The organism is Rhodanobacter thiooxydans LCS2 (assembly GCF_000264375.1).
In the GTDB taxonomy this organism is placed as follows: Bacteria; Pseudomonadota; Gammaproteobacteria; order Xanthomonadales; family Rhodanobacteraceae; genus Rhodanobacter; species Rhodanobacter thiooxydans.
This window is the reverse complement of record NZ_AJXW01000025.1, coordinates 1-22831: the sequence shown is the minus strand read 5'-3', so window position 1 is coordinate 22831 and position 22831 is coordinate 1. Positions and strand designations below refer to the sequence as shown.

The window sequence follows — 22831 nt, the reverse complement described above, 5'->3', positions numbered from 1 at the left end:
CGAAAGCATTAGACCAGTACACTCCCGCGACTCGACCTGCCTGGTATCCCGCAACACATCGTCCAGCGAGGCAACAACCGCCTGCCCTGCTTCCTGGATGACACCGACCGGCATGGCTACCTGCACCTGCTGCGCGAAGCATTGCTCGACACACACTGCGCACTGCATGGCTACGCGCTGATGGACAATCACGTCCACCTGCTGGCCACACCTCCCGAAGCAGGCGCCATCGCGCGCCTGATGCAAAAACTGGGACGCAGCTATGTCGGTCAGTTCAATGCCCGCCATCGGCGCACCGGCACCCTGTGGGAAGGCCGCTACAAGGCCTGCCTGTTCCAAAAGCCGGGTCAGAGTGCACTTTCCATGCGCTTCCGGGGGCAGCCGATCTTCGCCGGGCCGGCGCAGCACCCAAGCTGCGCTTCAATGGCTGCACGGAAGCGGTCCGTGCCCAGCGCGTGCTGACGCTGCAAATGCAGGCGTATGGCAGCCAGGTCGTCATCGGAGATGGCCTGCCTGACCAGCTCGCGATAGGCGGTTTGCCGGGACGGCGTGTCACGACCCAGCGCCAGAAAAATCGGATGCGGTGTAACCAAGGGATCCAGACTCCCGTGCGCATTGGCACCGTAGCTCGACCAGCGATAGCCATCGGGGTCGTCGACCATGCGAGCACGCACCGGGTTGAGCTCAATGTACCGGTAGCAGTGAAACAAGTAACTGTCGCGGTCGACAGGACAGGCCTTGTAGCGCCCCTCCCAGAGCGTTCCGGTACGGTGGTGATGGTCGTTGATATAGCGCACGTACCTGCGCCCGAGCGACTGCATGAGCGCCGCCACCTGCCCTACAGCTGCAGGCGTCAGCAGCAGGTGCACGTGATTGGTCATCAGCACGTAGGCATGCACGGCACAATGCCGACGCAGGGCAAGCTCCTTCAACTCCTGCAGATAGCGCAGGTAGTCGGCCTCCTCGAAGAAACACGGCTGCCTGTCATTGCCCCGCTGCACGACATGCTGAGGGATACCCGGTAGATCGAGCCTTGGCTGACGTGGCATGGGAGCTTCCTTGAGCGACGTTCCCAAGGCTGCGCCATCTCTCAACGCCCGGATATCGGCCAGGCCAGCAGTGCGCTGTCAGAAAAGTGCACTCTGACCCGGGTTTCCGGTGGCTTCCACTGCGCTGTGGAATCGTGGTCGCGGTCCCGCCTCAGGACACTGCCCAATAGGCTCGCATCGCATATGCCCGGTGCTACCGCGTGTGGATTGATCCACGTCAGCACATACCGTACCAGATCGGTCTAGTATCTCGTAACGAGAATCATTCTCACTGGTAGTCCAGTGAATCCCGAACGAACGATCGCTCCGATTTGCTTCCGATTGCCACTCCCCTATCGGCACAGGAAGCCAAGCCATGACTGAAGTACAAACCCTCGCCGCCTTCGTGCACGGCGCGCATTACTCGCAACTCAGCGCGCCTGCCGTCGAGCAACTCAAGATCCGCATCCTCGACACGCTAGGGGTGGCCATCGGCGCGCTGGACGCACCCCCGATGGTGGCCATCCGCAAGCTCACCACCGCACTCGGTGGCAACGGTACCGCAACCTTGATTGGCGGTGGCAGCTCCGCCCCCGACCGCGCCGCGTTCTACAACATCGGGCTCAGCCGCTATCTCGACTTCATGGACAGCTATCTGGCACCCGGAGAAACCTGCCACCCATCGGACAACATCGGCGCCGTCATGGCGGCAGCGGAAAGTGCTGACGCGAGTGGCAAGGATTTCCTCACCGCGGTTGCCGTGGCCTATCAAGTGCAGACGCGCATGTCCGACGTGGCGCCGGTACGCGCCAACGGTTTTGACCATACAGTGCAAGGCGCGTACGCAGCCGCTGCAGCAGTCGCCAAGGCGCTGGGGCTGGATGCTGCGCAGACCGCCAACGCCATTGCCATCTCCGGCACGGCGAACAACGCATTGCGGGTCACACGCACCGGCAACCTATCCAACTGGAAAGGCCTCGCTTATCCGCAAGTGGGCAAAGAAGGCGTGCACGCCGCCTTGCTGGCGCAGGTCGGCATCACCGGTCCGGAGCAAGTCTTTGAAGGCAACAAGGGGCTCAAGGAAACCATCACCGGCCCGTTCACCATCGACTGGTCGCAGGAGAATCTGGAAAGCGTCTTGCGCACCATCATCAAGAAGCACAATGCCGAGATCCATTCGCAATCTTCCATTGATGCCGCCATCACCATCACCGGCCAACCCGGCTTCCACGCCGACGCCATCAAGGCCGTGCGCATCACCACGTTCCAGGTCGCCTACGACATCATCGGTGGCGGGGAGGAAGGCGACAAGCGCCATATCCGCAGCAAGGAAGAAGCCGACCACTCGCTGCCCTACATGGTGGCCGCAGCGCTACTCGACAGCGAAGTCCAACCACAGCAGTACGCCTTGCCACGTATTCTCAGTGCCGATGTGCAGGCCCTGTTGAACAAGGTTGCAGTCGCGCCCGACGCCGAATTCTCGGCACGCTTCCCGCACGAGATGCCCAGCCAGGTGGAAGTGGAATTGACCGACGGCACAACGTTGTCGGCTACTGCCGCCACGTACAAAGGTTTCACTTCCCAACCACTGGACTGGGCGGCCGCCTGTGAAAAATTCCAGCGGTTGGTCACGCCATTTGCCGACGATACGCTCAGCGAGCAGATCACCCGCAGCGTACTCGAGCTCGATACCCACAGCGTGCGTGCGCTGACGGCGCTGCTGGCAAAAGTGCCGTTGCAGCGTCGAATCCGTGCCGCGGCATAACCCGTCTTTTATCCCTTTCATTCCACCAAGGAGGCCCGTCATGGCCACCACCAGTTTCGACCTCGTTCCCCGCGCCTATCGCCCCGACAAACCCCGCGCTTGCGGCCTGACCGAAGTCCGCGGGCCGTATTACTCCACCTATGGCACGCGCCACCTCGCCGACGTACTTGAGGTTGCCGGCCAATGGATTGACGGCGTCAAGTGGGCCGGTGGCTCATTTGCCCTGCTGCCGCGCGAACAGGTGCGCGCTTTCAGTGACCTCGCACACAAGCACAACGCGTACATCTCATCCGGCGGCTGGATCGAGACCGTACTGCGCTATGGCCCGGACGCCGTCGCCAAATATCTGAAGGAGGCCAAGGAAGTGGGCTTCGATGTCATCGAGATTTCCACCGGTTTCATCACCGTACCGACGTCAGGTTTGTTGCGCCTGATCGAACAGGTGAAGAAGGCTGGCCTCAAGGCCAAACCCGAGCTGGGTATCCAGTTCGGCTCCGGCGGCGATTCCACCGAAGCCGAGCTCGCCGCCGAAGGCAAGAAGGATGTCGGTGACTTGATCAACCGCGCCAAACGCGCACTGGATGCGGGTGCCGACATCATCATGATCGAGTCCGAAGGCATCACCGAGAACGTGGTGAACTGGAACACCGCCGCGGCTGCGTCGATCATCAACGGCGTGGGCTTGGAGCATGTGATGTTCGAATCGGCTGATCCGTTGGTATTTGAGTGGTACATCAAGAACTACGGCAACGAGGTCAACTTGTTCGTCGACCACTCGCAGATCCTGCAACTGGAAGGCTTGCGCCAGAACATCTGGGGCAACAAATCCACCTGGGGACGGATTGCCAACCCCGCCCCGGTCGGTACCGCCGGATAACCGCGGCACGCTTCAGCGCATCGGCACGGACAGCCATGTGGATGCGTCGGTCCAGCCCACTTCAGACATCGTGCCGATGCGGCGCAAGCAATGACTACGGCTCGCTCGCCAACATCGTGGCCGACGCCGCCCCCCCCGCAGGGCACTTGTCGCCCTGCGGGGGGGCGGATCCCGGCTGGCGTCGGGAGGACGACAACCGGACCGGCCAATCCGAGGTACCGCCAACCGTACTCAGTGCGCGTCTTGCGCCACGGCCACATTGTGCTCCTTCGCGCCATGGGCGGTGCCTGCCCCCACGCGATCCACATTCTTGACGTAGTGGATGTACTGCACGTAGTCGTTCACGTAGGCCCGACCGTTCGCGACACTGGCATCGGCGCTGGCCTGTGCCGCCCGTGCCGCCGCATAGCGCGCACGGATGCCGTGCTCGATCTTGCCGGTGATTTCGGTGACGAGTGCATCGACGTTGCCGCCCTTCAGGGCGGCATCGGCGGCGGCCACGCTTGGCTCGATCCCGCCGGCGGGCTTGATGACGCCGTCGAAGGCCACGCCCTCCGAAGCGCGATGGACTCGAACCAGCGTTTCGAAGAAGTGCATGTCGGCCAGCTGGCGGGCTTCCGGGCCCAGCTGACGCAGCTTGCGGGCCTGCGCATAGGCGCGCTTGACGGTCGCCTCCCCGGTTTCCGGTACCCACTTCAGCAGCGGGGTGATGTCGCCGGTATTGAGGGCGACGGTAGCCTGGGTGATGACCGGGCCGTCTGCCGCATCGCAGTGGGCGGAGGCGGTTCCGACCATGCCGAAGCCGAGTGCGGCGGCGACGCCGACCGCGATCACGCGTTTGTGCAAGATGGAAAAGTTCATGGAGTGCTCCTGTTGAATGGTTCGGGACGAAGCGTCGAGCCGGTACCCGCAAGTCGCGGCCCGATCCCTTCGCTGGAAACCATGGTGGGGCCTGCTGGCGGCGGCGTCGTTCGCACGCACGCATTCGAACGCCTCCAGAGCAAGACGTCATCTGCAGGATAAACAAAGGGTTGCCGGTTCGATCTTGGTCGCGACCGAAAGTCGAACCGGGCGCCTCCGCCGCTGGCCTCGCCGGAGCACGCCACCATGCCCGCGATGGCCGTCATCCCGGTACCCGCCGGAGCTGCCTTGCCACAGCGGACCGGATCACCCGCAGACGTCGCCGTGCCGCCAGATACCGCCGTTCGCCGGGATCACGCCACCGGGTGGTTTGGCCCGTCAGTCGAGCGGCGCCACCGGCGGCGACTGAACGTGGGCGGCGCGGTACTGGCTGGGGGTCATGCCGGTCGATTTGCGGAACGCCGTGTTGAAGACGGATTTCGAATTGAAGCCCGCGTCGTACATCACCTGCAGGATCGTGTCCGTGCAGGTGCGATCCGCCAGCCGGGCCTTCGCCTCTTCCAGCCGGTAGCCACTGATGAACTCGAAAAAATTCTGGTCGAAGCCCTGATTCAGCACGCGCGACAGCTCGCGCGGCGTCACGGCCAGCGCGCGGGCCAGCTGCGCCACGGTCAGGTTGGAGCCCAGATGGGGGCGCTGTTCGCGCATGTACTGCTGCAGTCGCTGCCTGAGCGCCTGATCGTCGTTGGCCACCGTCGCAGGCGGCGGCGATGCGGCTGCCGCCACGTCCTCCAGCAGCGCCGCTTCCTCGGCATCCAGTCCGCGGAAGATCACCGGTTGGCGCAATGCATTGAGCAGCAGGTAATTGACGAACACGAACCCGGTCACGCCGGCAAAGCCCACCACCCAATCCGCCTCGCCGGGACGCTTGAAGATGTGTGCGGAAAGGCAGTACAGCAAGCTCACCAGCCACACCGCGAAATAACCCAGCAGCAGCGAGCGCAGCCACGACAGCTGCTTGTTCTCGAGATCGGAAAAAACCCGCCGCAGGCCCGCACCGAAACGCGAAATGGCGCGGATGGTTGCGTACAGGTAGCCAAGCACCACGGCGTGGATGGCCACCGCCAGCAGCGGCGAAGTCAGCACACCCGGATAGTCGCGCCGCTGCAGGATCTGCAGCTTGATTGCGGTCGGCTGCTGGTAGTACTCCACGATCAACACCGCAGCGACCACCCAGAACAGCAACGTGTGCACCAGATGCTCCTTGCGCAGACGGAAACCGCGGAACATCAGCGCCTTGGCATACAGATACAGCGTGCCAGCCTGCAGCAACCCGAGCAGCGTGCCGAGATAGGCCAGCCCTGGATGGCGCAGCGTGAACCCGGTGCCGTAGAACAGGATTTCCGTCAGGCCGGCGGCAAAACTGATCAGCGTGACCACCAGCAGCCGGTTGCTGGTCGTGCGGATGTTTTCCGGCAGCAGCAGGAACGCGGCCAGCGCCAGCGCCTGGATGATGCTGGTCACCAGCAGGATGTCGATCAGCGAAAACTGCATGGCGCGCCCCTCGTCGATTCAGGCCGGATAGCCGGTGATCTGGCGGATCTTCCGGTACAGCGGCCGCAGCTGGCGGTACATGCGCAGATACACCTCGGCATACAGCTGCTGGTAGATGCGTTGCGCCTGCGGGTCGGGCTGGAACACCTGGCCGACCCGGGTCATCGCCCTGATCGCGGTCGGGAAATCCGGATGCAGGCCGAGCCCCACCGCGCAGCAGATCGCCGCGCCCAGGCCGGAGGTTTCGTAAACCTGCGGGCGTTCGGCCGGCAGGCCGAAGATGTCCGCGGTGAGCTGCATGGCCGCATCGCTTTGCGAGCCGCCACCGGAAACACGCAGCCGGGTGATCCGGGTGCCCGAGCGTCGCTCGATCTTCTCCTTGCCCTGGCGCAACGCGTAGGCGAGGCCTTCCAGGATCGCCCGGTAGACATGCGCGCGAGTGTGCACATCGCCGAAGCCGATGATCGCGCCCTTGGCCTCCAGCCCCGGATCACGGATGCCGGGTGACCAGTACGGCTGCAGCGTCAACCCCATCGAACCGGGCGGCACCGCGTTGACCAGCTCATCGAACAACACCTCCGGCTCGACGCCCAACGCCTGCGCGCGCTGCATCTCGCGCAGGCCGAACTCCTGCTTGAACCAGCTGACCATCCAGAAGCCGCGGTAAATCATCACCTCGGTATTGAAGTGATCGGGCACCGCGGCCGGATACGGTGGAATCATCGGCACCGTTTCCAGGTAGCTGCGCCGGGTGGTGTTGATGGTGGCGGTAGTGGCATAGGACAGGCAGGCCGTGTCCGGCTCGACGCCGCCAGCGCCAAGCACCTCGCAGGCCTTGTCGGCGCCGGCGGCAATCAGCGGCAGGCCTTCCGGAATGCCGGTGTGGCGGCTGGCTTCGGCACTGATGCGGCCAAGCTGCTCGCCCGGCTTGTAGAGCTTCGGCAACTGCGCACGACGCACCGGCATCGCCTGCCATTTCCAGTCGCGCGGCGCCGCCCAGCGCAGGCGCTTGTAATCGAACGGCAGGTAGGCCACGCAACAGGCCACCGAATCGACATACTGCCCGCACAGGCGCTGACTGAGAAAGCCCGACAGCAGCAGCACCTTGTGGGTCTTCGCCCAGATTTCCGGCTGCTGCTGGGCAACCCAGTTGACCTCGGCCTGGGCGCGGAAATAATCCACCGTCGCCTGCGCGCCGGCCAGCCTGAACAGCCAGCCCCACGGCCCGTTGATCCGGCCACGCACCTCGGCACGGCGCTGATCCAGCCACAGGATCGCCGGACGCAGCGGCTGGCCGTGTTCGTCGACGTTGATCACGGTGCCGCGCTGGGTGGTCAGCGACACGCCCCTGATCAGGCTGCGGTCGATGTCCAGCTGCGCCCACAGGCGCCGACAGGCCTCGCCCACGCTGGTCCAGTAATACTCCGGATCCTGTTCGGCCCAGCCCGGCTGGGTGGAGTAGTACGCCTGCAACTCGACTTTGCCCTTGCCGATCAAATGGCCGTCCAGATCGAACAGCAACGCGCGCACGCTCTGGGTGCCGTTGTCGATCGCCAGCAGGTAGCCTTGCTCGCTCATGGCTCCACGCCCTCCGCTGGTTGCCGCACTGCCACGGACTCGGGCAGGCTGTAGCAACGCCGCCAGAGTGCCAGATAGTCCTGCTGCTCACGCTGCCAGCGCTGGTCGCTCCAGCCCAGCCGCGGCTGGCACAACGCGCGGATGCGCGGCAGCTCGGCCAGCGCACCGCCGGCCAGCAGCAGGCCCAGCCGGGTTCGCCGCAGCAGCAGGTCGTCGAGGTGCAGCACCAGTTCATTGTCCGCCGCCCACGCCAACTCCGCCCACAGCGTTTCGGTCGCGCCGACCCGTTCGCTGCCGACGCTTGCCAGCAGCGCCAGCAATCCCGGCAACGCGCGCCCGTGACGCCCGCGCAGGCGTCGTTGCCGGGCCGGGCTGAGCATCGGCAACGGCAGCGGCGGGCACGGGCTGAACACCGCCGCCGGCGGGTCATCCAGCGCGCGGCCGACGAATCCGGCACACGCGCGCAGCACTTCCAGCGCGAGCGGGCGGAAGGTGGTCAGCTTGCCGCCGGCCAGCGTCACGCAGCCCGGTTCGATCCACAGTGCGTGCTCGCGGTTTTCGTCGGAGGGTTTGCGGGCTGACGCGTCGGCGCTGACCACCGGCCGCACGCCGGCCCAGGTGGACAGCACATCGCCGGCGCGGACCCGCGCGCCGGGGAACACCTGCGCGATCGCGGCGAGCAGGTAATCCAGCTCCTCGGTGCTGATGCGCGCCTCCATCTCCAGCGGGTCGTGATGATCGAGATCGGTGGTGCCCACCACGGTGGCGCCTTCCCACGGAAACACGAACACCGGCCGCCGGTCGGCGGCGTGCATGAAGCTGATGGCGTGCGCCACCGGCAGCCGCCACGCCGGCAGCAGCAGATGGCTGCCGCGCAGCGGACGGATATGCCCGGGGTGGCTCGGCTGGCGCAACTGATCCGCCCACGCCCCGGTCGCCTGGGCCACCGCCAGGCTGCGGAAACGGTACTGCCGGCCACTCTCGACGTCTTCAGCGAGCACGCCGGCGACCCGGCCGTCCGCGCGCAACAGCTCTACCACCCGCATGCCGTTCAGCGCCTCGCCACCGTCGGCGCGCGCCTCGCCGAGCACGCGCAATACCAAGCGTGCATCATCGGTCACCGCGTCAAAGAAGCGCGTGCCGCCGAGCAGGCCTTGCTGTTTCAGACCCGGTGCCAGATAGCGCAGCTGCGGCGGCGGGTAATAGCGGTGGCGGCGCTGACCGGCCAACGCGTCGTACACCGTCAGCAGGCCGCCGAAAACTTTCGGCCCAGGGAAGCCGCCACGGTAATGCGGCAGCACGAAGCTCAATGGATCGACCAGCCCGGGGGCCTCGTGCAGCAGGCGCTGGCGTTCGTGCACCGAAGCACGAGTCAGTCCGAACTGGCCCTTGGCGATGTAGCGCAGGCCGCCGTGCACCATCTTCGACGAGCGGCTGGACGTGCCCCAGGCGAAATCGCGTTGCTCCAGCAGCAGGCAGCGCCAGCCGCGCCGCGCCGCCTCGCGCAGGATGCCGGCGCCGCAGATGCCGCCGCCGACCACCAGCAGATCCCACTCCTGCGCCGCCAGCGCCGGCAGCGCATGTTCACGCCAGGCAGCGTTCCAGGCGGTGGTGCTCACGGCTGCTCGATCAGCACGCCGGGCACCAGCTGCTGCTGCGGATCGAAATGTGCGGACAACGCCCGCAGCGCGGCCATGCCCAGCGCACCCTTCTCCACCGGCAGGTACGCGGCGTGGTCGCGACCCACCCCGTGCTGATGGCTGATGGTGCCGTGCTGGCCAACGATGGCCAGGCTGGCCGCGTGCTTGAGGCGCTGCCAGCGCGCCAGCGCTTCGGCATAACTGGCGCCTGGGCGGAACACGTAGGTGGTGTACAGGCTCGAACCCTCGCCGTAGGCGTGCGACAAATGGGTGAACACGTGCACCCGTTCGCCTTCGGCGGCCAGGCCCTCGCGCAGACTGGCTTCGACCTGCTGCAGCAGGTTGTCGACGTTGCTCCAGTCGGTGGCGGTTTCCAGCGTGTCCACCACGTAACCGGCGCTCCACAGGCTGTGCCGCAGATACGGGAACCCAAAGCGGTGCGCCGCCCACTTGCGGCCCAGCACGCGGCCGGTGAACACGCCGCCGAAACCCTTCAGCAGCTTCCTGGCCTGCCGCAGCGAGGCTGCGTTCTGCACGCGGTTGCCGGTGACGCCGAAGGTGAGCATGCACTTGCCGTCACCGGCACCGCGCAGCGCCAGATACTTTTCCAGCCAGGCAATCGGCCGCGGCTGGCCGGCCAGCACCAGCTGGGTCTGTGTTTCGACCGCGCCGGACAGGCGCAACATGGACAGCGGCACGCGCGCCTGCACCAGCTGGCGGACCGCCTGCATCGCCTGGTTCCAGTCGGGCAGGAATACCGCGTAGAAATGCTCCTGCGCGGCCAGCCGGGTGATCCGCACCTTGACCTCGGAGAGGATGCCGAAGCGACCTTCCGAGCCCAGTACCAGCTCGCGCAGATCCGGCCCGGCGGCGGACGCCGGGAAGGCCGGAATCACCAACGGGCCGGCGAAGGTTTCCAGTGTGCCGCCGGCAAACAACTGCTCGATGCGGCCATAGCGCAGCGACTGCTGGCCACTGGAACGGCTGGCCACCCAGCCACCCAGCGTGGACAGCTCCCATGATTGGGGAAAATGGCCCAGCGTGTAGCCGTGTGCGCGCAACTGGCTTTCCACTTGCGGCCCGTTGGCGCCCGGGCCGAAGGTGGCGAGCAGGCTGTCCTCGTCGATCTCGAACAGCTGGTTCAGGCGTTCCAGCGACACCGTCAGCACCGGCCGCGCGGATGCTTGCGGGTTGATGTGGCCAACCACCGAGGTGCCGCCGCCGTAGGGAATCACGACCACGTCGTGCGTCCTGGCCCAGTCCAGCAGCTCGCGGACCTGCGCGGCGGTTTCCGGACAGGCGACGCCGTCGGGAAATATGCCGAACTCGCCGGAGCGCATCGCCAACCAGTCCGGCAGGCTCTGCCCGCGGGCATGCCGCACGCGCTCCTCGGCCGCCACGCTGACCAACGGATGCGCCGGCAGTCGCGAAACCGGCACCGTATCCAGCACCTGCGCCAAGCTGGCATCGGCCAGCCGTTGGCCGGGGCCCACCCGCGCGGCGAGAAACGCCTCGCCGGCGGCCGGCAAAGCCATGACGGTCGTCTCTTCGCCCCAGCCGTTCCAACGCCGCATTGCCCACTCCGAGTGCTGTCGCCGACACTCTATACTATCGCGCATGTCGCCCGGCTTTCTGCACCCCTTCGGTCTCTCGCCGTCACCCATTGCGGCTCCAGTGAACCACGATCGGAACACACGCAGTTTCCTGAAACCGAGCGGCGCGGTATTGGCCATGGGCGCGGCCGGTGCCGCCACCGGCGGATTGCATAATCCCTGCCGACGTTCCCATAGTTGCGGCCGCAACCCCACCCATGAGGACCCCCAGCACATGAAGACTGCCGCCTTGGGCTCGGCGCTTGTTTCGCTTGCCTGCCTGTTTTCCGCCACCGCCTTCGCGGCGCCTCCGACGAGCCGGGATGCGGTGAAGGTCACGCCCGACATGATCCAGACCGCGTCGGACATCCCGGCCAAGTGGGCACCGCCGCAGGCCAACTTCGACTACGTCAAGCGCGACGTGATGATTCCGATGCGCGACGGCGTGAAGCTGCACACGGTGATCATGATTCCGAAGAACGCGCACGCCCTGCCGATGCTGCTCGAGCGCACGCCTTACGACGCCAGCGGCATGGCGCCCGGCAACAGCCCGCACATGGCCGACGCGGTGTGGTCGGGCGACAAGGACTGGGCCGACGGCAGCACCATCCTGGTCTGGCAGGACATCCGCGGCAAATACAAATCCGAAGGCAAGTACATCATGACGCGCCCGCCGATGGGGCCGCTCAACCCAACCAAGACCGACGACACCACCGACGCCTGGGATACCATCGACTGGCTGGTGAAGAACATCAAGGAATCCAACGGCAACGTCGGCATGATCGGTTCGTCCTACGACGGCTGGACGGTTGCCATGGCCCTGCTCCATCCGCACCCCGCGCTGAAGGCGGCGGCGCCGGAAAGCCCGATGATCGACGGCTGGATGGGCGACGACTGGTATCACTACGGCGCGCTGCGCCAGGTGAACCTCGACTACTTCAGCGGCCAGATGAGCAAGACGGGCGAGGGCGAGAGCATCCCGCGCGAGAACTACGACGACTACACCAATTTCCTCGACGCGGGCTCGGCCGGCGCCTATGCCGAAGCCAACGGCTTCAAGCAGCTGCCCTGGTGGAACCGCTTCTCCGCGCACCCGGCCTATGACGCTTTCTGGCAGCTGCAGGCACTCGACAAGCTGCTCGTCGCGCATCCCTCCAGCGTGCCCACGATGTGGCTGCAGGGCCTGTGGGACCAGGAGGACATCTACGGCGCCGTGCATGCCTGGGAAGCACTCAAGAAGGCCGGGCACGGCGCCAACAACCATCTCGTGATGGGTCCGTGGTGGCACAGCCAGATCAACCGCGACGGCTGGGCCATGGGCCCGCTCAAGTGGCCGGGCAACACCACGGCGCAGTTCCGCCAGAACGTGATGATCCCCTGGTTCAACCACTACCTACGCGGCACGCCGCTGCCCAAGCCGCTGCCCGAGGCGATGATCTACAACCCGGTCGAGCAGCACTGGGACAGCTTCTCGAACTGGAAGCCGGCGAGCGAGCAGCAGCTCACCCCGCTCTTCCTGCAGGCCGACATGGGCCTGGGTTTCGAGCAGCCCAGGGGCGGCAGCGACAGCTACGTCGCCGACCCGGCCAAGCCGGTGCCCTACCTGCCCCGCCCGATCCCGCAGAAGAACGACCGCTGGCGTACCTGGCTGGTGCAGGACCAGCGCTTCGTCGAAAGCCGCCCCGACGTGCTCAGCTACACCACGCCGGTGCTGACCACAACCGTGAAACTCGAAGGCGCACCGATCGCCGACCTCTTCGCCCGCACCACCGGCACCGACGGCGACTTCGTGGTCAAGCTGATCGACGTCTATCCCGGCAGCGACCCGACCGATCCGGAGATGGGCGGCTACGAGCTGCCGGTGTCGCTCGACATCTTCCGCGGCCGCTATCGCCAGAGCTTCGCCGATCCCGCGCCGATCCCGGCGAACCAGGTGCAGGAATACAGGTTCCGCCTGCCCACGGTGAACTACGCCTTCAAGCCGGGCCACCGGATCATGGTGCAGATCCAGTCCAGCCTGTTCCCGCTCTACGATCGCAACCCGCAGACCTGGGTGCCCAACATTCTCTTCGCCAAGCCATCCGACTACCGCAAGGCGACGGTGACGATCGAGCATGGCGACGAAGGTCGAAGCGCGGTGCTGTTGCCGGTGGCAGCTACCCGCTGACCGGATCGCGGAAGGCCGCACGGAAACGCCCGGTTCGCGCAGCCCCGTGGACCGGGCGTTTTCATTCGGGCAACCGATGCGGTCTTTGCGCGGGCCTGGTTGTCGCCGCGATTCAACGGCTGACCTGTACCACCAGCGCCTGGGTTCGGCCGGCCACCAGCCCGGCACCGAACCGCGCGGCGATGGCCGCAAATCGAAGCACTGACCCGGCGCTCAGCCAGCATCGGGCCTCGCGGCAGACCGCCCAAGCTGCCAAAAAGTCGGGATTGAATGAAGCTGATCCCTTTCTTTAGCCATAACCAGAACGGTGACTGGCGCGATCTTGGCGCCCGCATGAAACACAGCGGCGGGTGGTCAGCGGCAAGACGGGGATCTGCTCTTCGGCGTGGCCGGGGAAGAGCCAGTGCGGGCCACTTGACTACGGACGGCGAAATGGCGACCCCTTTTTTGGACCCCTTTTTTGGGAACGGGCACTGGGAAGCAAACGCTTTCAGGCCATGGCGGAAAGAACTTCAGGCCGCCCGGTGAGCGTACGGCGGCCCTGACCGGGGCACGATCAAGACAAGCCCGAAGTGATTCAACTTCCATCCCGGTTTCGAAGGGCAGCCCGCGCGACCGGCCCGTCCGGTCAGCGGGTCATTGACCCTATCGCCCGTTGCCCACTCGCGCTACTTTGCGCGAACTCCGGGAAGACCTCCGCGATCGGCGTCTCTTCAGGCAAGATGTAGAACACCCCGCCCCGCTCGAAGGTCGGACGGATGATCTGCTCGTAGAACTCGGGCGAGACATTGATACAACCGTGCGTAATGCGGTTGTCGTCCGGCGAAGGCGATGCAAGGCGTTCGGCGCGTCGCTCGGACGGGACGCCCGTCGCGGTCGGGTGGATGGAGACTGCGGAATCGTAGTCCACCCACAGCACGCGCCCGGCGTCGATCGACGGACCGAAACCGCCCACGAAGCGACCAGCCGGCGTCGTGCGCTCCCGGGCCGGAATCTCGCGTAGTGCTAAACCGGCGACGCCGGGCGCCGAATGATCGCCGACCGCCGATCCGAAGAGCGCAGGGGCCGCGCCACGAAGCCGGCCGTCGCCGCCGAAAACCAGGACCTGTGCGGCGGCCTTGTCGATGACCGCGAATGGATAGCCTAGGTTGTCCCTGACGGCGACAACCCAGCCCGCGAGCGCGATCACCGTCCCGGACACCTTCTGGCTTGGCGGAAGCTGGTCGACGGCGGCGACCGGTTGCGCGGCGGTCTCCTCGGCGCTGGCCGCGCCGAAACTCGCGAACGCCAGCGCAAGTGCCAGTGCGCCACGAACGGCCCGGATCGCAGGGTATGGGCAGGTGCGGATGGGACGGCTCCTTGAAACCAAGATTGGGTGCAGACAAGGGATCCGGTGGCCAGCAAGGGCCACCGAATTCCGGTTCAGCCGTTCATCGCGAAGCGCGACTAACCGCGCGGCACGCGGCGCGGCGCCGTTTCGAGCTGCTTGACGCGGCCTTCCAATTGATCCAGCCGCTGGTTGGCCTGCTGCGCGGACTGATTGGCGGATTCGGCGCTCTGGGCCGCGCTCTGCACCTTCGTATCGAGTTGATCGAGGCGCGAGTTGACCCGCACGAAGTCGTCTTTGTAGGCGCAGGCGCCAAGGCCCCAGCTGGCGACGATCGCCACGCCGAGCAGACGCGCCATCGCCAGGTGTCGTTTGGTCAGAGACATTTCCTATCTCCCTCGTCTGGTATCGGAAATAAAGCGGCCTGCTTGCCCGCCTCCCGGCCCGCCTCCGGTAACGCCGGAATACATCCCTGCGTGTGAAGATGAGGTTGAATCCCAAGGCGTGGCCTGGACCAAGGCCAAAGGTGGTCCAGTTCATTTTCCTACAGCCGGACGGGGTACTTGGCTGCGCGCTTGACGGAATCCAACGGCAGCCGTGTCGTGTCGCCATGAGCATGCTGAGCCGACTCATCCCAGCGGACGCCCACCATGGCCAGACTGCCACGACTTGACCTGCCGGGCATCCCGCAACACGTCGTGCAACGTGGCAATGATCGGCAGGCATGCTTCGCTACCAACGTCGATTACGGACAATACCTGCAGGAACTAGGCGAAGCCGCGCTCAAGCATGACTGCGCCGTACATGCCTTCGTACTGATGACCAACCATGTCCACCTGCTTGTAACGCCATCCGGCACGGGTGCCATTTCCCGCATGATGCAAGCGGTTGGGCGTCGCTACGTCGGCAGCTTCAACGCACGCTGTCAGCGTACCGGCACATTGTGGGAGGGCCGATTCAAGGCCGCACTGATCGACTCGGAGCGCTACCTGATGGCCTGTTATCGCTATATCGAGCTCAACCCTGTCCGAGCCGGCATGACCATCATGCCCGGGGATTACCCGTGGTCGAGCTACGCCCACAATGCATGGGGAAAACAGCATCCACTGATCACCCCGCACCAGGAATATCTCAATCTGGGATCCGATCCAGCCGCACGCCAAACGGCCTATCGCGAACTGATCCGCGAGCTCCTGGACGAACCACAGCTCATCGCCTTGCGCCAACACACCCAGCAACAACGTGCCTGGGGCAGCGACCGTTTCCGCCAACAGATCGAAGCACTAACCCAGCGAGCCGTCAGCGTCCGACCGCGCGGCCGGCCACCGAAGCCACCCGAAACATTGGAAAAATGAACCTGACCCCTTTTTTCGAAATGAACCTGACCCCTTTTGTTTTGTCAACTGAACCCTCTCCTTTAGAAGCGAAACGGAGCCCGTTATTGCCCGGTTATGGGCGGTAAGTGAATCTGGCCCCGTTTTCTGCCTCTCTCCAAAACATGATCCGGAACGGCCGACGTCCCCACGATTCCAGTAGCGGTCGGGTTTAGAGCCCGGGGTTGATCTGACCCTTCCCCACGGAAAATGAACCTGACCCCTTTTTTAGACCCCTTTTTTAAGGCTTAATTCCCTCCGCCCCCATTTTTTTGTGACCCCTTTTGTTTTAAAAACCAGGATTAAATGAACCTGATCCCTTTGTTTAGCTATCGCCCAATTTATCGAAATCTAGATCGTATAGATTCCTAATTCTAATTTTGTTTAGCTCACTCATGTCCCAAAATTTACGCAAAACTCGGATAGTTTTATCCCTTACCTTTTCATATCGCTCATCCAGACTCATATTTACGAAAAGCAGTCCATACTTGATCTTTGAATGCAATTCGTCTGGAGATGAATTGATCCATTCAGTAATGTCTTCTTCCGTGCACACCTCCAATGAAACGATATCCTCGTTGGACCAAGATCGCTCCAGAGCAATATGCCCAGCGGCAACGTCTATTGTCGGAATTATATTATTTAACGTCTTTTGGATTGATATAGCCTCCCGTAAAACTTTAGACCGAAAAGACCTAACAGGAAAAGGATTCCGTGCTGCAGCCGCAACGCTGCCAACCGTCCTCTTCAAATAGCTATTTGAGAGATCGGAAAATTCGACCCCCAAGTCCTCGAAAATATGGAATGCGCTATCTACGTCCTGCGGCGACAAGTGATCCCCGTGAGCTTCAATCACTCCTCTGAGACCATCCACGAATAGTTGCTGGTTAGGGTTCAGGCTATCCGAATATAGATCCCAGACCTTACGAAGCGCTGAGGAGGCAGCGGAGGCATTCAGGTCATTACTATATTTTTCCCGAAACGGCGCCAATGCGTCAGGCGTCCAAATACCGGTTAAAAGATACTCTACGATGAGAGAATCGTAGCCCTCAGAGGAAAACCCCAAAAGGTCGACGGCGCCCGCCCACTTTTTCTCCCATTCCTCTTTTACCTTTTTTTCTTTGTCGTCGAATGCTGACGCCATCCACGATTGCTCACTAGCCAATACAGGAAGCTTTTCCTGCGGCACCAATGATGATGAATCGAAGCGCGCCCAGGTAAAAATTGCGACGTGCGCAATCACATCTTGAATAAATGCCGCGTCCGCATGTTTGATTTCGGACCAAATTTGACGAGCGAGGTATGCAAATTTTTTTATTACTCTGATATTACATATTTCCAGCTTGATCAGGACAGGCTTAGCAATCGCTGCAAAGTCATCTGAGCCCAAGCCTATGCCCGCAGAACGATCTGGATCACTGCTAAATTTTAGCTCAACATCAAAAACTTTTTCCCTGTAATAGTCGAAAACCTTCTTATCGTCCCCGAGCGCATCTTCGTTGCAGAGAACTATGACTTTGCAATTCTTTTGACGTGCCAGGTCATCAACAGTTCCCAGTACATCCCTAAGCGACACACTTTCCGACCTTCTTTCTAGGTCGTCAATAACAATCAGCGAATTTACGACTAATACATAATTGCCGTGAGAAAGTAATGATCCGATTCCACCAATCCATGGAATATTGATCTGGCCGGCTTTGGTTCCCACGAGACTGGTCATTTTACCAATTTTAGATTTTTTGATTTGAAGATACAGATCGACGTAGTGCTTCTTTTCCTTGTCTTTTAATAGAGGAATGGATCCAGAAAATATTTTCTCCTGAACGACGTCAATGGTCTTTTTACCAAAAAGAGAAATATACGATTTGGCGATAATTTCTGAAGTTTTGGAAAAATCGTAACCTGCAATGAAATCGTTTACCGCATAAGTTTTACCCACACCCCAAGGACCATATATCAGGAGAGTCTGTTGGCCAGCATCCCCCAGAAATTCGCGAATCATGTGATATATTTTCACACCACTCATTCTGACCTCGCTTATTTCTGAAGTGATCAACATTATTATATCAAGAAATTAATTAGCGCCGTTACATCGCCCTATAATTCGTGAGCATTTTTACAATGAAATTGCCCGTGGCGAAAATATCGACGCTGCCGGCAAATCAATAATCAATGCCGACAAAACGACCCACCTACATATTCCTCCGATACTCCCCCCCAACTTCGTAGAGCGCATGACTAATCTGCCCCAACGAGTTGTACTTCACCGCCTCCATCAACTGCTCGAACACATTCTTCCGCTCCCGCGCCGTGTTCTGCAAGGTCCGCAAGCTCTCCGGCGCTAACGCATTCCGTGAATCACCATACGTCTTCACATGGGCAATCTGCGCCCCCTTCTCCTCGGGCGTCGACCGAATCAGCTCGATCTCGGTCGCAATCTCCCCGCCATGATCCTTCGGCAGGAACGTATTCACGCCGATCAACGGCAACGAGCCATCATGCTTCTTGTGCTCGTAATACATCGACTCTTCCTGGATCTTGCCGCGCTGGTACATGGTGTCCATCGCGCCGAGCACGCCGCCGCGCTCGCTGATCGCCTCGAACTCCCTGTACACCGCTTCCTCGACCAGGTCGGTGAGCGTGTCGACCACGTAGCTGCCCTGCCACGGGTTCTCGTTGAAGTTGAGGCCGAGTTCCTTGTTGATGATCATCTGGATCGCCACCGCGCGGCGCACGCTTTCCTCGGTGGGCGTGGTGATGGCTTCGTCGTAGGCGTTGGTGTGCAGGCTGTTGCAGTTGTCGAACAGCGCGTACATCGCCTGCAGCGTGGTGCGGATGTCGTTGAACTGGATTTCCTGGGCGTGCAGCGAGCGGCCTGACGTCTGGATGTGGTACTTCATCATCTGGCTGCGTGCGCTGGCGCCGTAGCGCTCGCGCATGGCGCGGGCCCAGATGCGGCGGGCGACGCGGCCGATGACGGTGTATTCCGGGTCCATGCCGTTGGAGAAGAAGAAGCTCAGGTTCGGCGCGAAGTCGTCCACCTTCATGCCGCGCGCGAGGTAGTACTCGACGATGGTGAAGCCGTTGCTCAGGGTGAAGGCGAGCTGGCTGATCGGGTTGGCGCCGGCTTCGGCGATGTGATAACCGCTGATGCTCACCGAGTAGAAGTTGCGCACATGGTGGTCGACGAAGTACTGCTGGATGTCGCCCATCATGCGCAGCGCGAATTCGGTGGAGAAGATGCAGGTGTTCTGCGCCTGGTCTTCCTTCAGGATGTCGGCCTGCACGGTGCCGCGCACGCGGGTCAGGGTGTCCTTCTTGATGCGCGCGTAGGTTTCGGCATCGACCAGTTCGTCGCCGGACACGCCCAGCAGGCCCAGCCCCAGGCCGTCGTTGCCGGTGGGCAGCTCGCCGAGGTATTGCGGGCGCTGGCGACCTTCGTAGAGCTTGGCGATCTTCTTTTCGGCGGCGGCCCAGCGCGCGTCGTCCTCGCGCAGGTATTTCTCCACGTTCTGGTCGATGGCGGTGTTCATGAACATCGCCAGGATCATCGGCGCGGGGCCGTTGATGGTCATCGACACCGAGGTGCTGGGCGCGCTCAAGTCGAAGCCGGAGTACAGCTTCTTCATGTCGTCCAGGGTGGCGATGTTGACGCCGGAGTTGCCGATCTTGCCGTAGATGTCCGGGCGCGGCGCGGGGTCTTCGCCGTACAGGGTGACCGAGTCGAACGCGGTGGACAGGCGCGTGGCGGCGCCGCCCTGGCTCAGGTAATGGAAGCGGCGGTTGGTCCGCTCGGGCGTGCCTTCGCCGGCGAACATGCGGGTGGGGTCTTCGCCGCTGCGACGGTACGGGTAGACGCCGCCGGTGTACGGGTAGTGGCCGGGCAGGTTTTCCTTGCCGAGGAAGGTGACGAGTTCGCCCCAGTCCTTCGATTTCGGCGGGGAGACCTTCGGGATCTTCTGGTGGCTCAGCGATTCGCGGTAGTTGTCGACGCGGATGACCTTGTCGCGCACCTTGTATTCGTTGACGTCGGCGGTGACCGAGGCGTACAGCGCGGGCCAATCACGCAGCTGGTGGATGGCTTCGTGGCTGAGTTCCTTCAGCGCGGCGTTGTAGCGCTGGCGCAGGAGCAGGAGGCTGCGGTCCACTCCGTGCTCGTTATTCCGGCGCAGGCCGGAATCGCTCTTTTGCTGGTCGTCCGCAGGTGATGCGATCCCGGCCTGCGCCGGGATGACGGACTGGGAGGTTGGCGGAGTTTGCAAATCGGCGCTGCGGTACAGCTCCAGCGGGCGCGGCAGCTTGTCGTCGCCCAGTTCCTTCAGCGACTCGTAGTAGTGCTGCGCCTTGCTGGCGTATTCGGCCTGGGTTTCGATGCCCTTGTTGATGGCGCGACCCTGCTCGGCGATCTCGGCGAGGTAGCGCACGCGGCTGCCGGGGATCAGCACGGTGGCGCGCGGTTCCTTCAGGGTGGTGTCGAGCTGCGGCGTCCACTTCTCCGCGGGCAGGTGCAACTTCTCGCGCATCAGGCGGCACAGGTTGGCGAACATCCAGGTCACGCCCGGGTCGTTGAACTGGCTGGCGATGGTCGGGTAGACCGGCACGTCCTCGTCGGCCACCTTGAACGCGGTGTGGTTGCGCTTCCACTGCTTGCGCACGTCGCGCAGCGCGTCCTCGGCGCCGCGCTTGTCGAACTTGTTCAGCACCACCAGGTCGGCGAAGTCGATCATGTCGATCTTCTCCAGTTGGCTCGCGGCGCCGTAGTCGCTGGTCATCACGTAGACCGGGAAGTCGACCAGGTCGACGATTTCCGAGTCGCTCTGGCCGATGCCGGCGGTTTCGACGATCACCAGGTCGTACGGCTGGCTCTTCAGGAAGTCGATGCAGTCGTGCAGCACCACGCTGGTGGCGGCGTGCTGGCGACGGGTGGCCATCGAGCGCATGTAGACGCGATGGGACCGGAGCGAGTTCATGCGGATGCGGTCGCCCAGCAAGGCTCCGCCGGAACGGCGACGCGTCGGATCGACCGCGAGCACGGCGATGCGCATGTGCGGGAACGCATGCAGGAAGCGCAGCAGCAGTTCGTCCACCACCGACGACTTGCCGGCGCCGCCGGTACCGGTGAGGCCGAGCACGGGGGTGTGCTTGCCGGCCAGCTTCCACTGCTTGCGCTGGTGTTCGAGCTCGCCGTCGCCGAGCTTGCCTTCCTCGATGGCTGAGAGCATGTGGCCGATCGTGATCTCGTCGTCGATGTCGACCTTGGGCAGTGCGTTGGTCTCGGAACTGGCACGCTTCGCGGCGGCGTTCCCGGCGCGCTGCACCACGTCCTCGATCATGTGTACCAGGCCCATGTGCATGCCGTCGTTGGGGTGGTAGATGCGCTCCACGCCGTAGGCTTCCAGCTCGCGGATCTCTTCCGGCGTGATGGTGCCGCCGCCGCCGCCGAACACGCGCACGTGGCCGGCGCCGCGCTCGCGCAGCATGTCGACCATGTACTTGAAGTACTCGACGTGGCCGCCCTGGTAGGACGACAGCGCGATCGCGTCGGCGTCTTCCTGCAGCGCGGCGCGCACCACGTCCTCCACCGAGCGGTTATGGCCGAGGTGGATCACCTCCGCGCCCTGCGACTGGATGATCCGCCGCATGATGTTGATCGCCGCATCGTGGCCATCGAACAGGCTGGCCGCGGTGACGAAGCGCAATGGGGTGGTTTCCGTCTGCGGGGCGCTGGCGGGGACATGCTTGGCGGGGGAACTCATGGCAACTCCGGACATCGTGTGCGATCAACTGGTCGATTCTAATGGGGATCGGCACCAAGGGCTTGCTGCAGCGCGTACCTGAGCGTATGGATGCGATGATCCCGACAGTCCTCCGGACGCGCCCGGGCAGGCTGACGCAAGCCGCAGTTTGCTTGCATACTCGGCATCGGCGATGCGGCGTCCACTGGAAGCCGGGCCAAGGGGCAAGTCACGAAATGGGGAAGGGGCCACCGTGTCCGGCATGGCGTTGTCGAGCGCAGACGGATGCGTGGCTGCCGAAAACGGCCAGGACAACACCGGAACCATCGGACCCGATTGCCTGCGCCTGCCGCGCAGGACTGATCGAGTTCAACGCAACCTAAGGAAAGCACGCATGAAGAAAGCACTGTTGGGCGCACTCCTCGCCATGGCGACGATGGTCGCCCAGGCAAGCTCCACCACGGACGTCGAGTCCTCTGCCGTCGTCAGCGGAACCATCGTGCTCGCCAAGGACGGCACGGTGCAGACTGCGGTCATCGACGACGGGGCCAAGTACGGGCAGCCCATCGCGGACCTGGTGCGCAAGGCCGCATTGCAGTGGCGCTTCCAACCCGTGCTGCGCGACGGCGAGCCGGTGCTTGCCAAGAGCAGCATGCATGTCCGGGTGGTGCTCAGGAAAATGCCCGACGGCAACTACGATGCGCGCATCAAGGGCGCCACGTTCGGCGACAGCAACACGGACTCCACCGACACGCTGCGCGATACCGAAGGCCGCAAGAAAATCCCGCCGCAATATCCCCAGGCAGCGGTCCGCGGCCGCGTGCAGGGAACGGTGTACCTGGCGCTGCGCGTGGATCGCAGCGGCCGCGTGGTCGAAGCCGTCGCCGAGCAGGTCAACCTCAGCAACACCGGCCCGGACCGCGTAGTCAGGCAATACCGCGAGATCCTGGCCGAGGCGGCCCTCAAGGCGGCGCGCCAGTGGAGCTTTGCGATCCCCACGACGGGCCCGCTGGCACGGCAAGACAGCTGGACGGCGCATGTTCCGGTCAACTACAACTTGAACGCGCTGGGTGCACCCAAGCCCGATCGCACCTGGGTGAGCTATATCCCCGGGCCGTACACGCCGGCGCCCTGGGTCGACAAGCCCGACATGAACGCAGCCGATGCCCTCGCCGACGATGCCGTGCGGACCGACGGCGCAGGCCCGACCCTGCTCTCCCCGCTCAACCACGGCTGACACACGGCAGCTTTCGGCTATTCGGCCGGGTGCTGTCGCCCGGCCATCGCAGGTGGACCTGCGCCAACCAGGGTTCTAAGAACTTATCCGTAAATAA

At 63.4% G+C, this 22831-nt stretch carries 16 protein-coding genes; 6 read left to right on the top strand and 10 right to left on the bottom strand.

The annotated features are described in order from the left end of the window. The first annotated feature begins 36 nt into the window (after window positions 1–36). Window positions 37–462 carry a transposase gene (locus tag UUA_RS20265; RefSeq protein WP_337999104.1) on the top strand — a complete coding sequence of 142 codons (426 nt, stop codon included), beginning with the start codon at window positions 37–39 and terminating at the stop codon, window positions 460–462. On the opposite strand, the gene UUA_RS06240 is transcribed toward UUA_RS20265, so the two are convergent. Then, window positions 348–1049: a transposase gene (locus tag UUA_RS06240; protein WP_008435208.1), complete on the bottom strand. Its 702-nt coding sequence runs from the start codon at window positions 1047–1049 to the stop codon at window positions 348–350. The two genes, UUA_RS20265 and UUA_RS06240, sit on opposite strands and share 115 nt — an antisense overlap. A gap of 355 nt (window positions 1050–1404) precedes the next feature. Between UUA_RS06240 and UUA_RS06235 the strand changes: the two genes are divergently transcribed. Together UUA_RS06235 and UUA_RS06230 are read left to right on the top strand one after the other, a co-directional pair. Next, the gene (locus UUA_RS06235) at window positions 1405–2793 is read left to right on the top strand and encodes an MmgE/PrpD family protein (protein ID WP_008435206.1); all 1389 of its coding nucleotides are present in this window, start codon (window positions 1405–1407) and stop codon (window positions 2791–2793) included. A 40-nt stretch (window positions 2794–2833) separates the two neighbouring features. Beyond that, entirely contained in the window at window positions 2834–3670 is an 837-nt protein-coding gene (locus tag UUA_RS06230; protein ID WP_008435205.1) for a phosphosulfolactate synthase, read from the top strand. 231 nt (window positions 3671–3901) lie between these two features. Here the strand turns inward: UUA_RS06230 and UUA_RS06225 are convergent, their stop codons facing one another. From UUA_RS06225 to UUA_RS06205, 5 genes are all read right to left on the bottom strand, one after another. Further along, window positions 3902–4516 (bottom strand): DUF6448 family protein, encoded by a 615-nt coding sequence (locus tag UUA_RS06225; RefSeq protein ID WP_238533001.1) that lies wholly within the window; start codon window positions 4514–4516, stop codon window positions 3902–3904. A 393-nt stretch (window positions 4517–4909) separates the two neighbouring features. Next, window positions 4910–6085, bottom strand: a complete 1176-nt coding sequence (locus UUA_RS06220) for a helix-turn-helix domain-containing protein (protein WP_008435201.1) — start codon at window positions 6083–6085, stop codon at window positions 4910–4912. Between the two features lie 18 nt (window positions 6086–6103). After that, window positions 6104–7663 carry an FGGY-family carbohydrate kinase gene (locus UUA_RS06215; protein WP_008435199.1) on the bottom strand — a complete coding sequence of 520 codons (1560 nt, stop codon included), beginning with the start codon at window positions 7661–7663 and terminating at the stop codon, window positions 6104–6106. Next, the gene (locus tag UUA_RS06210) at window positions 7660–9282 is read right to left on the bottom strand and encodes a glycerol-3-phosphate dehydrogenase/oxidase (protein WP_008435198.1); all 1623 of its coding nucleotides are present in this window, start codon (window positions 9280–9282) and stop codon (window positions 7660–7662) included. The genes UUA_RS06215 and UUA_RS06210 overlap by 4 nt, the downstream gene beginning before the upstream one ends. After that, on the bottom strand, window positions 9279–10838 hold the full coding sequence (locus UUA_RS06205; RefSeq protein ID WP_008435197.1) for an FAD-binding oxidoreductase: 1560 nt from the start codon (window positions 10836–10838) through the stop codon (window positions 9279–9281). The genes UUA_RS06210 and UUA_RS06205 overlap by 4 nt, the downstream gene beginning before the upstream one ends. 292 nt (window positions 10839–11130) lie before the next feature. Here UUA_RS06205 and UUA_RS06200 point away from each other — a divergent pair, with 292 nt between their 5' ends. After that, complete coding sequence (locus tag UUA_RS06200; RefSeq protein ID WP_008435196.1) at window positions 11131–13062, top strand: CocE/NonD family hydrolase; 1932 nt, start codon at window positions 11131–11133, stop codon at window positions 13060–13062. A gap of 628 nt (window positions 13063–13690) precedes the next feature. On the opposite strand, the gene UUA_RS06195 is transcribed toward UUA_RS06200, so the two are convergent. Both UUA_RS06195 and UUA_RS06190 read right to left on the bottom strand, forming a co-directional pair. Further along, entirely contained in the window at window positions 13691–14386 is a 696-nt protein-coding gene (locus UUA_RS06195; RefSeq protein ID WP_050981815.1) for a L,D-transpeptidase, read from the bottom strand. A 122-nt stretch (window positions 14387–14508) separates the two neighbouring features. Continuing rightward, entirely contained in the window at window positions 14509–14775 is a 267-nt protein-coding gene (locus UUA_RS06190) for a membrane protein (RefSeq protein ID WP_008435193.1), read from the bottom strand. Window positions 14776–15039: 264 nt separating this feature from the next. On the opposite strand from UUA_RS06190, the gene UUA_RS06185 reads away from it, so the two are divergent. Beyond that, window positions 15040–15744: a transposase gene (locus UUA_RS06185; RefSeq protein WP_008435191.1), complete on the top strand. Its 705-nt coding sequence runs from the start codon at window positions 15040–15042 to the stop codon at window positions 15742–15744. 343 nt (window positions 15745–16087) lie between these two features. Here UUA_RS06185 and UUA_RS19280 read toward each other — a convergent pair whose 3' ends face one another. After that, window positions 16088–17821, bottom strand: coding sequence for a P-loop NTPase family protein (locus UUA_RS19280; RefSeq protein ID WP_153022809.1), 1734 nt, complete (start codon window positions 17819–17821; stop codon window positions 16088–16090). A gap of 133 nt (window positions 17822–17954) precedes the next feature. After that, window positions 17955–21518: a methylmalonyl-CoA mutase family protein gene (locus tag UUA_RS06180; RefSeq protein ID WP_039953649.1), complete on the bottom strand. Its 3564-nt coding sequence runs from the start codon at window positions 21516–21518 to the stop codon at window positions 17955–17957. A gap of 373 nt (window positions 21519–21891) precedes the next feature. Between UUA_RS06180 and UUA_RS06175 the strand changes: the two genes are divergently transcribed. Further along, window positions 21892–22734 (top strand): energy transducer TonB, encoded by an 843-nt coding sequence (locus UUA_RS06175; RefSeq protein ID WP_008435187.1) that lies wholly within the window; start codon window positions 21892–21894, stop codon window positions 22732–22734. Window positions 22735–22831 lie beyond the last annotated feature (97 nt).

Coding starts and splice junctions, on each gene's coding strand:
- UUA_RS06240 (WP_008435208.1), bottom strand. CDS start 1,049: ATGCCACGTCAGCCAAGGCTCGATCTACCGGGTATCCCTCAGCATGTC.
- UUA_RS06235 (WP_008435206.1), top strand. CDS start 1,405: ATGACTGAAGTACAAACCCTCGCCGCCTTCGTGCACGGCGCGCATTAC.
- UUA_RS06230 (WP_008435205.1), top strand. CDS start 2,834: ATGGCCACCACCAGTTTCGACCTCGTTCCCCGCGCCTATCGCCCCGAC.
- UUA_RS06220 (WP_008435201.1), bottom strand. CDS start 6,085: ATGCAGTTTTCGCTGATCGACATCCTGCTGGTGACCAGCATCATCCAG.
- UUA_RS06215 (WP_008435199.1), bottom strand. CDS start 7,663: ATGAGCGAGCAAGGCTACCTGCTGGCGATCGACAACGGCACCCAGAGC.
- UUA_RS06205 (WP_008435197.1), bottom strand. CDS start 10,838: ATGGCTTTGCCGGCCGCCGGCGAGGCGTTTCTCGCCGCGCGGGTGGGC.
- UUA_RS06200 (WP_008435196.1), top strand. CDS start 11,131: ATGAAGACTGCCGCCTTGGGCTCGGCGCTTGTTTCGCTTGCCTGCCTG.
- UUA_RS06190 (WP_008435193.1), bottom strand. CDS start 14,775: ATGTCTCTGACCAAACGACACCTGGCGATGGCGCGTCTGCTCGGCGTG.
- UUA_RS06185 (WP_008435191.1), top strand. CDS start 15,040: ATGGCCAGACTGCCACGACTTGACCTGCCGGGCATCCCGCAACACGTC.
- UUA_RS19280 (WP_153022809.1), bottom strand. CDS start 17,821: ATGTTGATCACTTCAGAAATAAGCGAGGTCAGAATGAGTGGTGTGAAA.
- UUA_RS06180 (WP_039953649.1), bottom strand. CDS start 21,518: ATGAGTTCCCCCGCCAAGCATGTCCCCGCCAGCGCCCCGCAGACGGAA.
- UUA_RS06175 (WP_008435187.1), top strand. CDS start 21,892: ATGAAGAAAGCACTGTTGGGCGCACTCCTCGCCATGGCGACGATGGTC.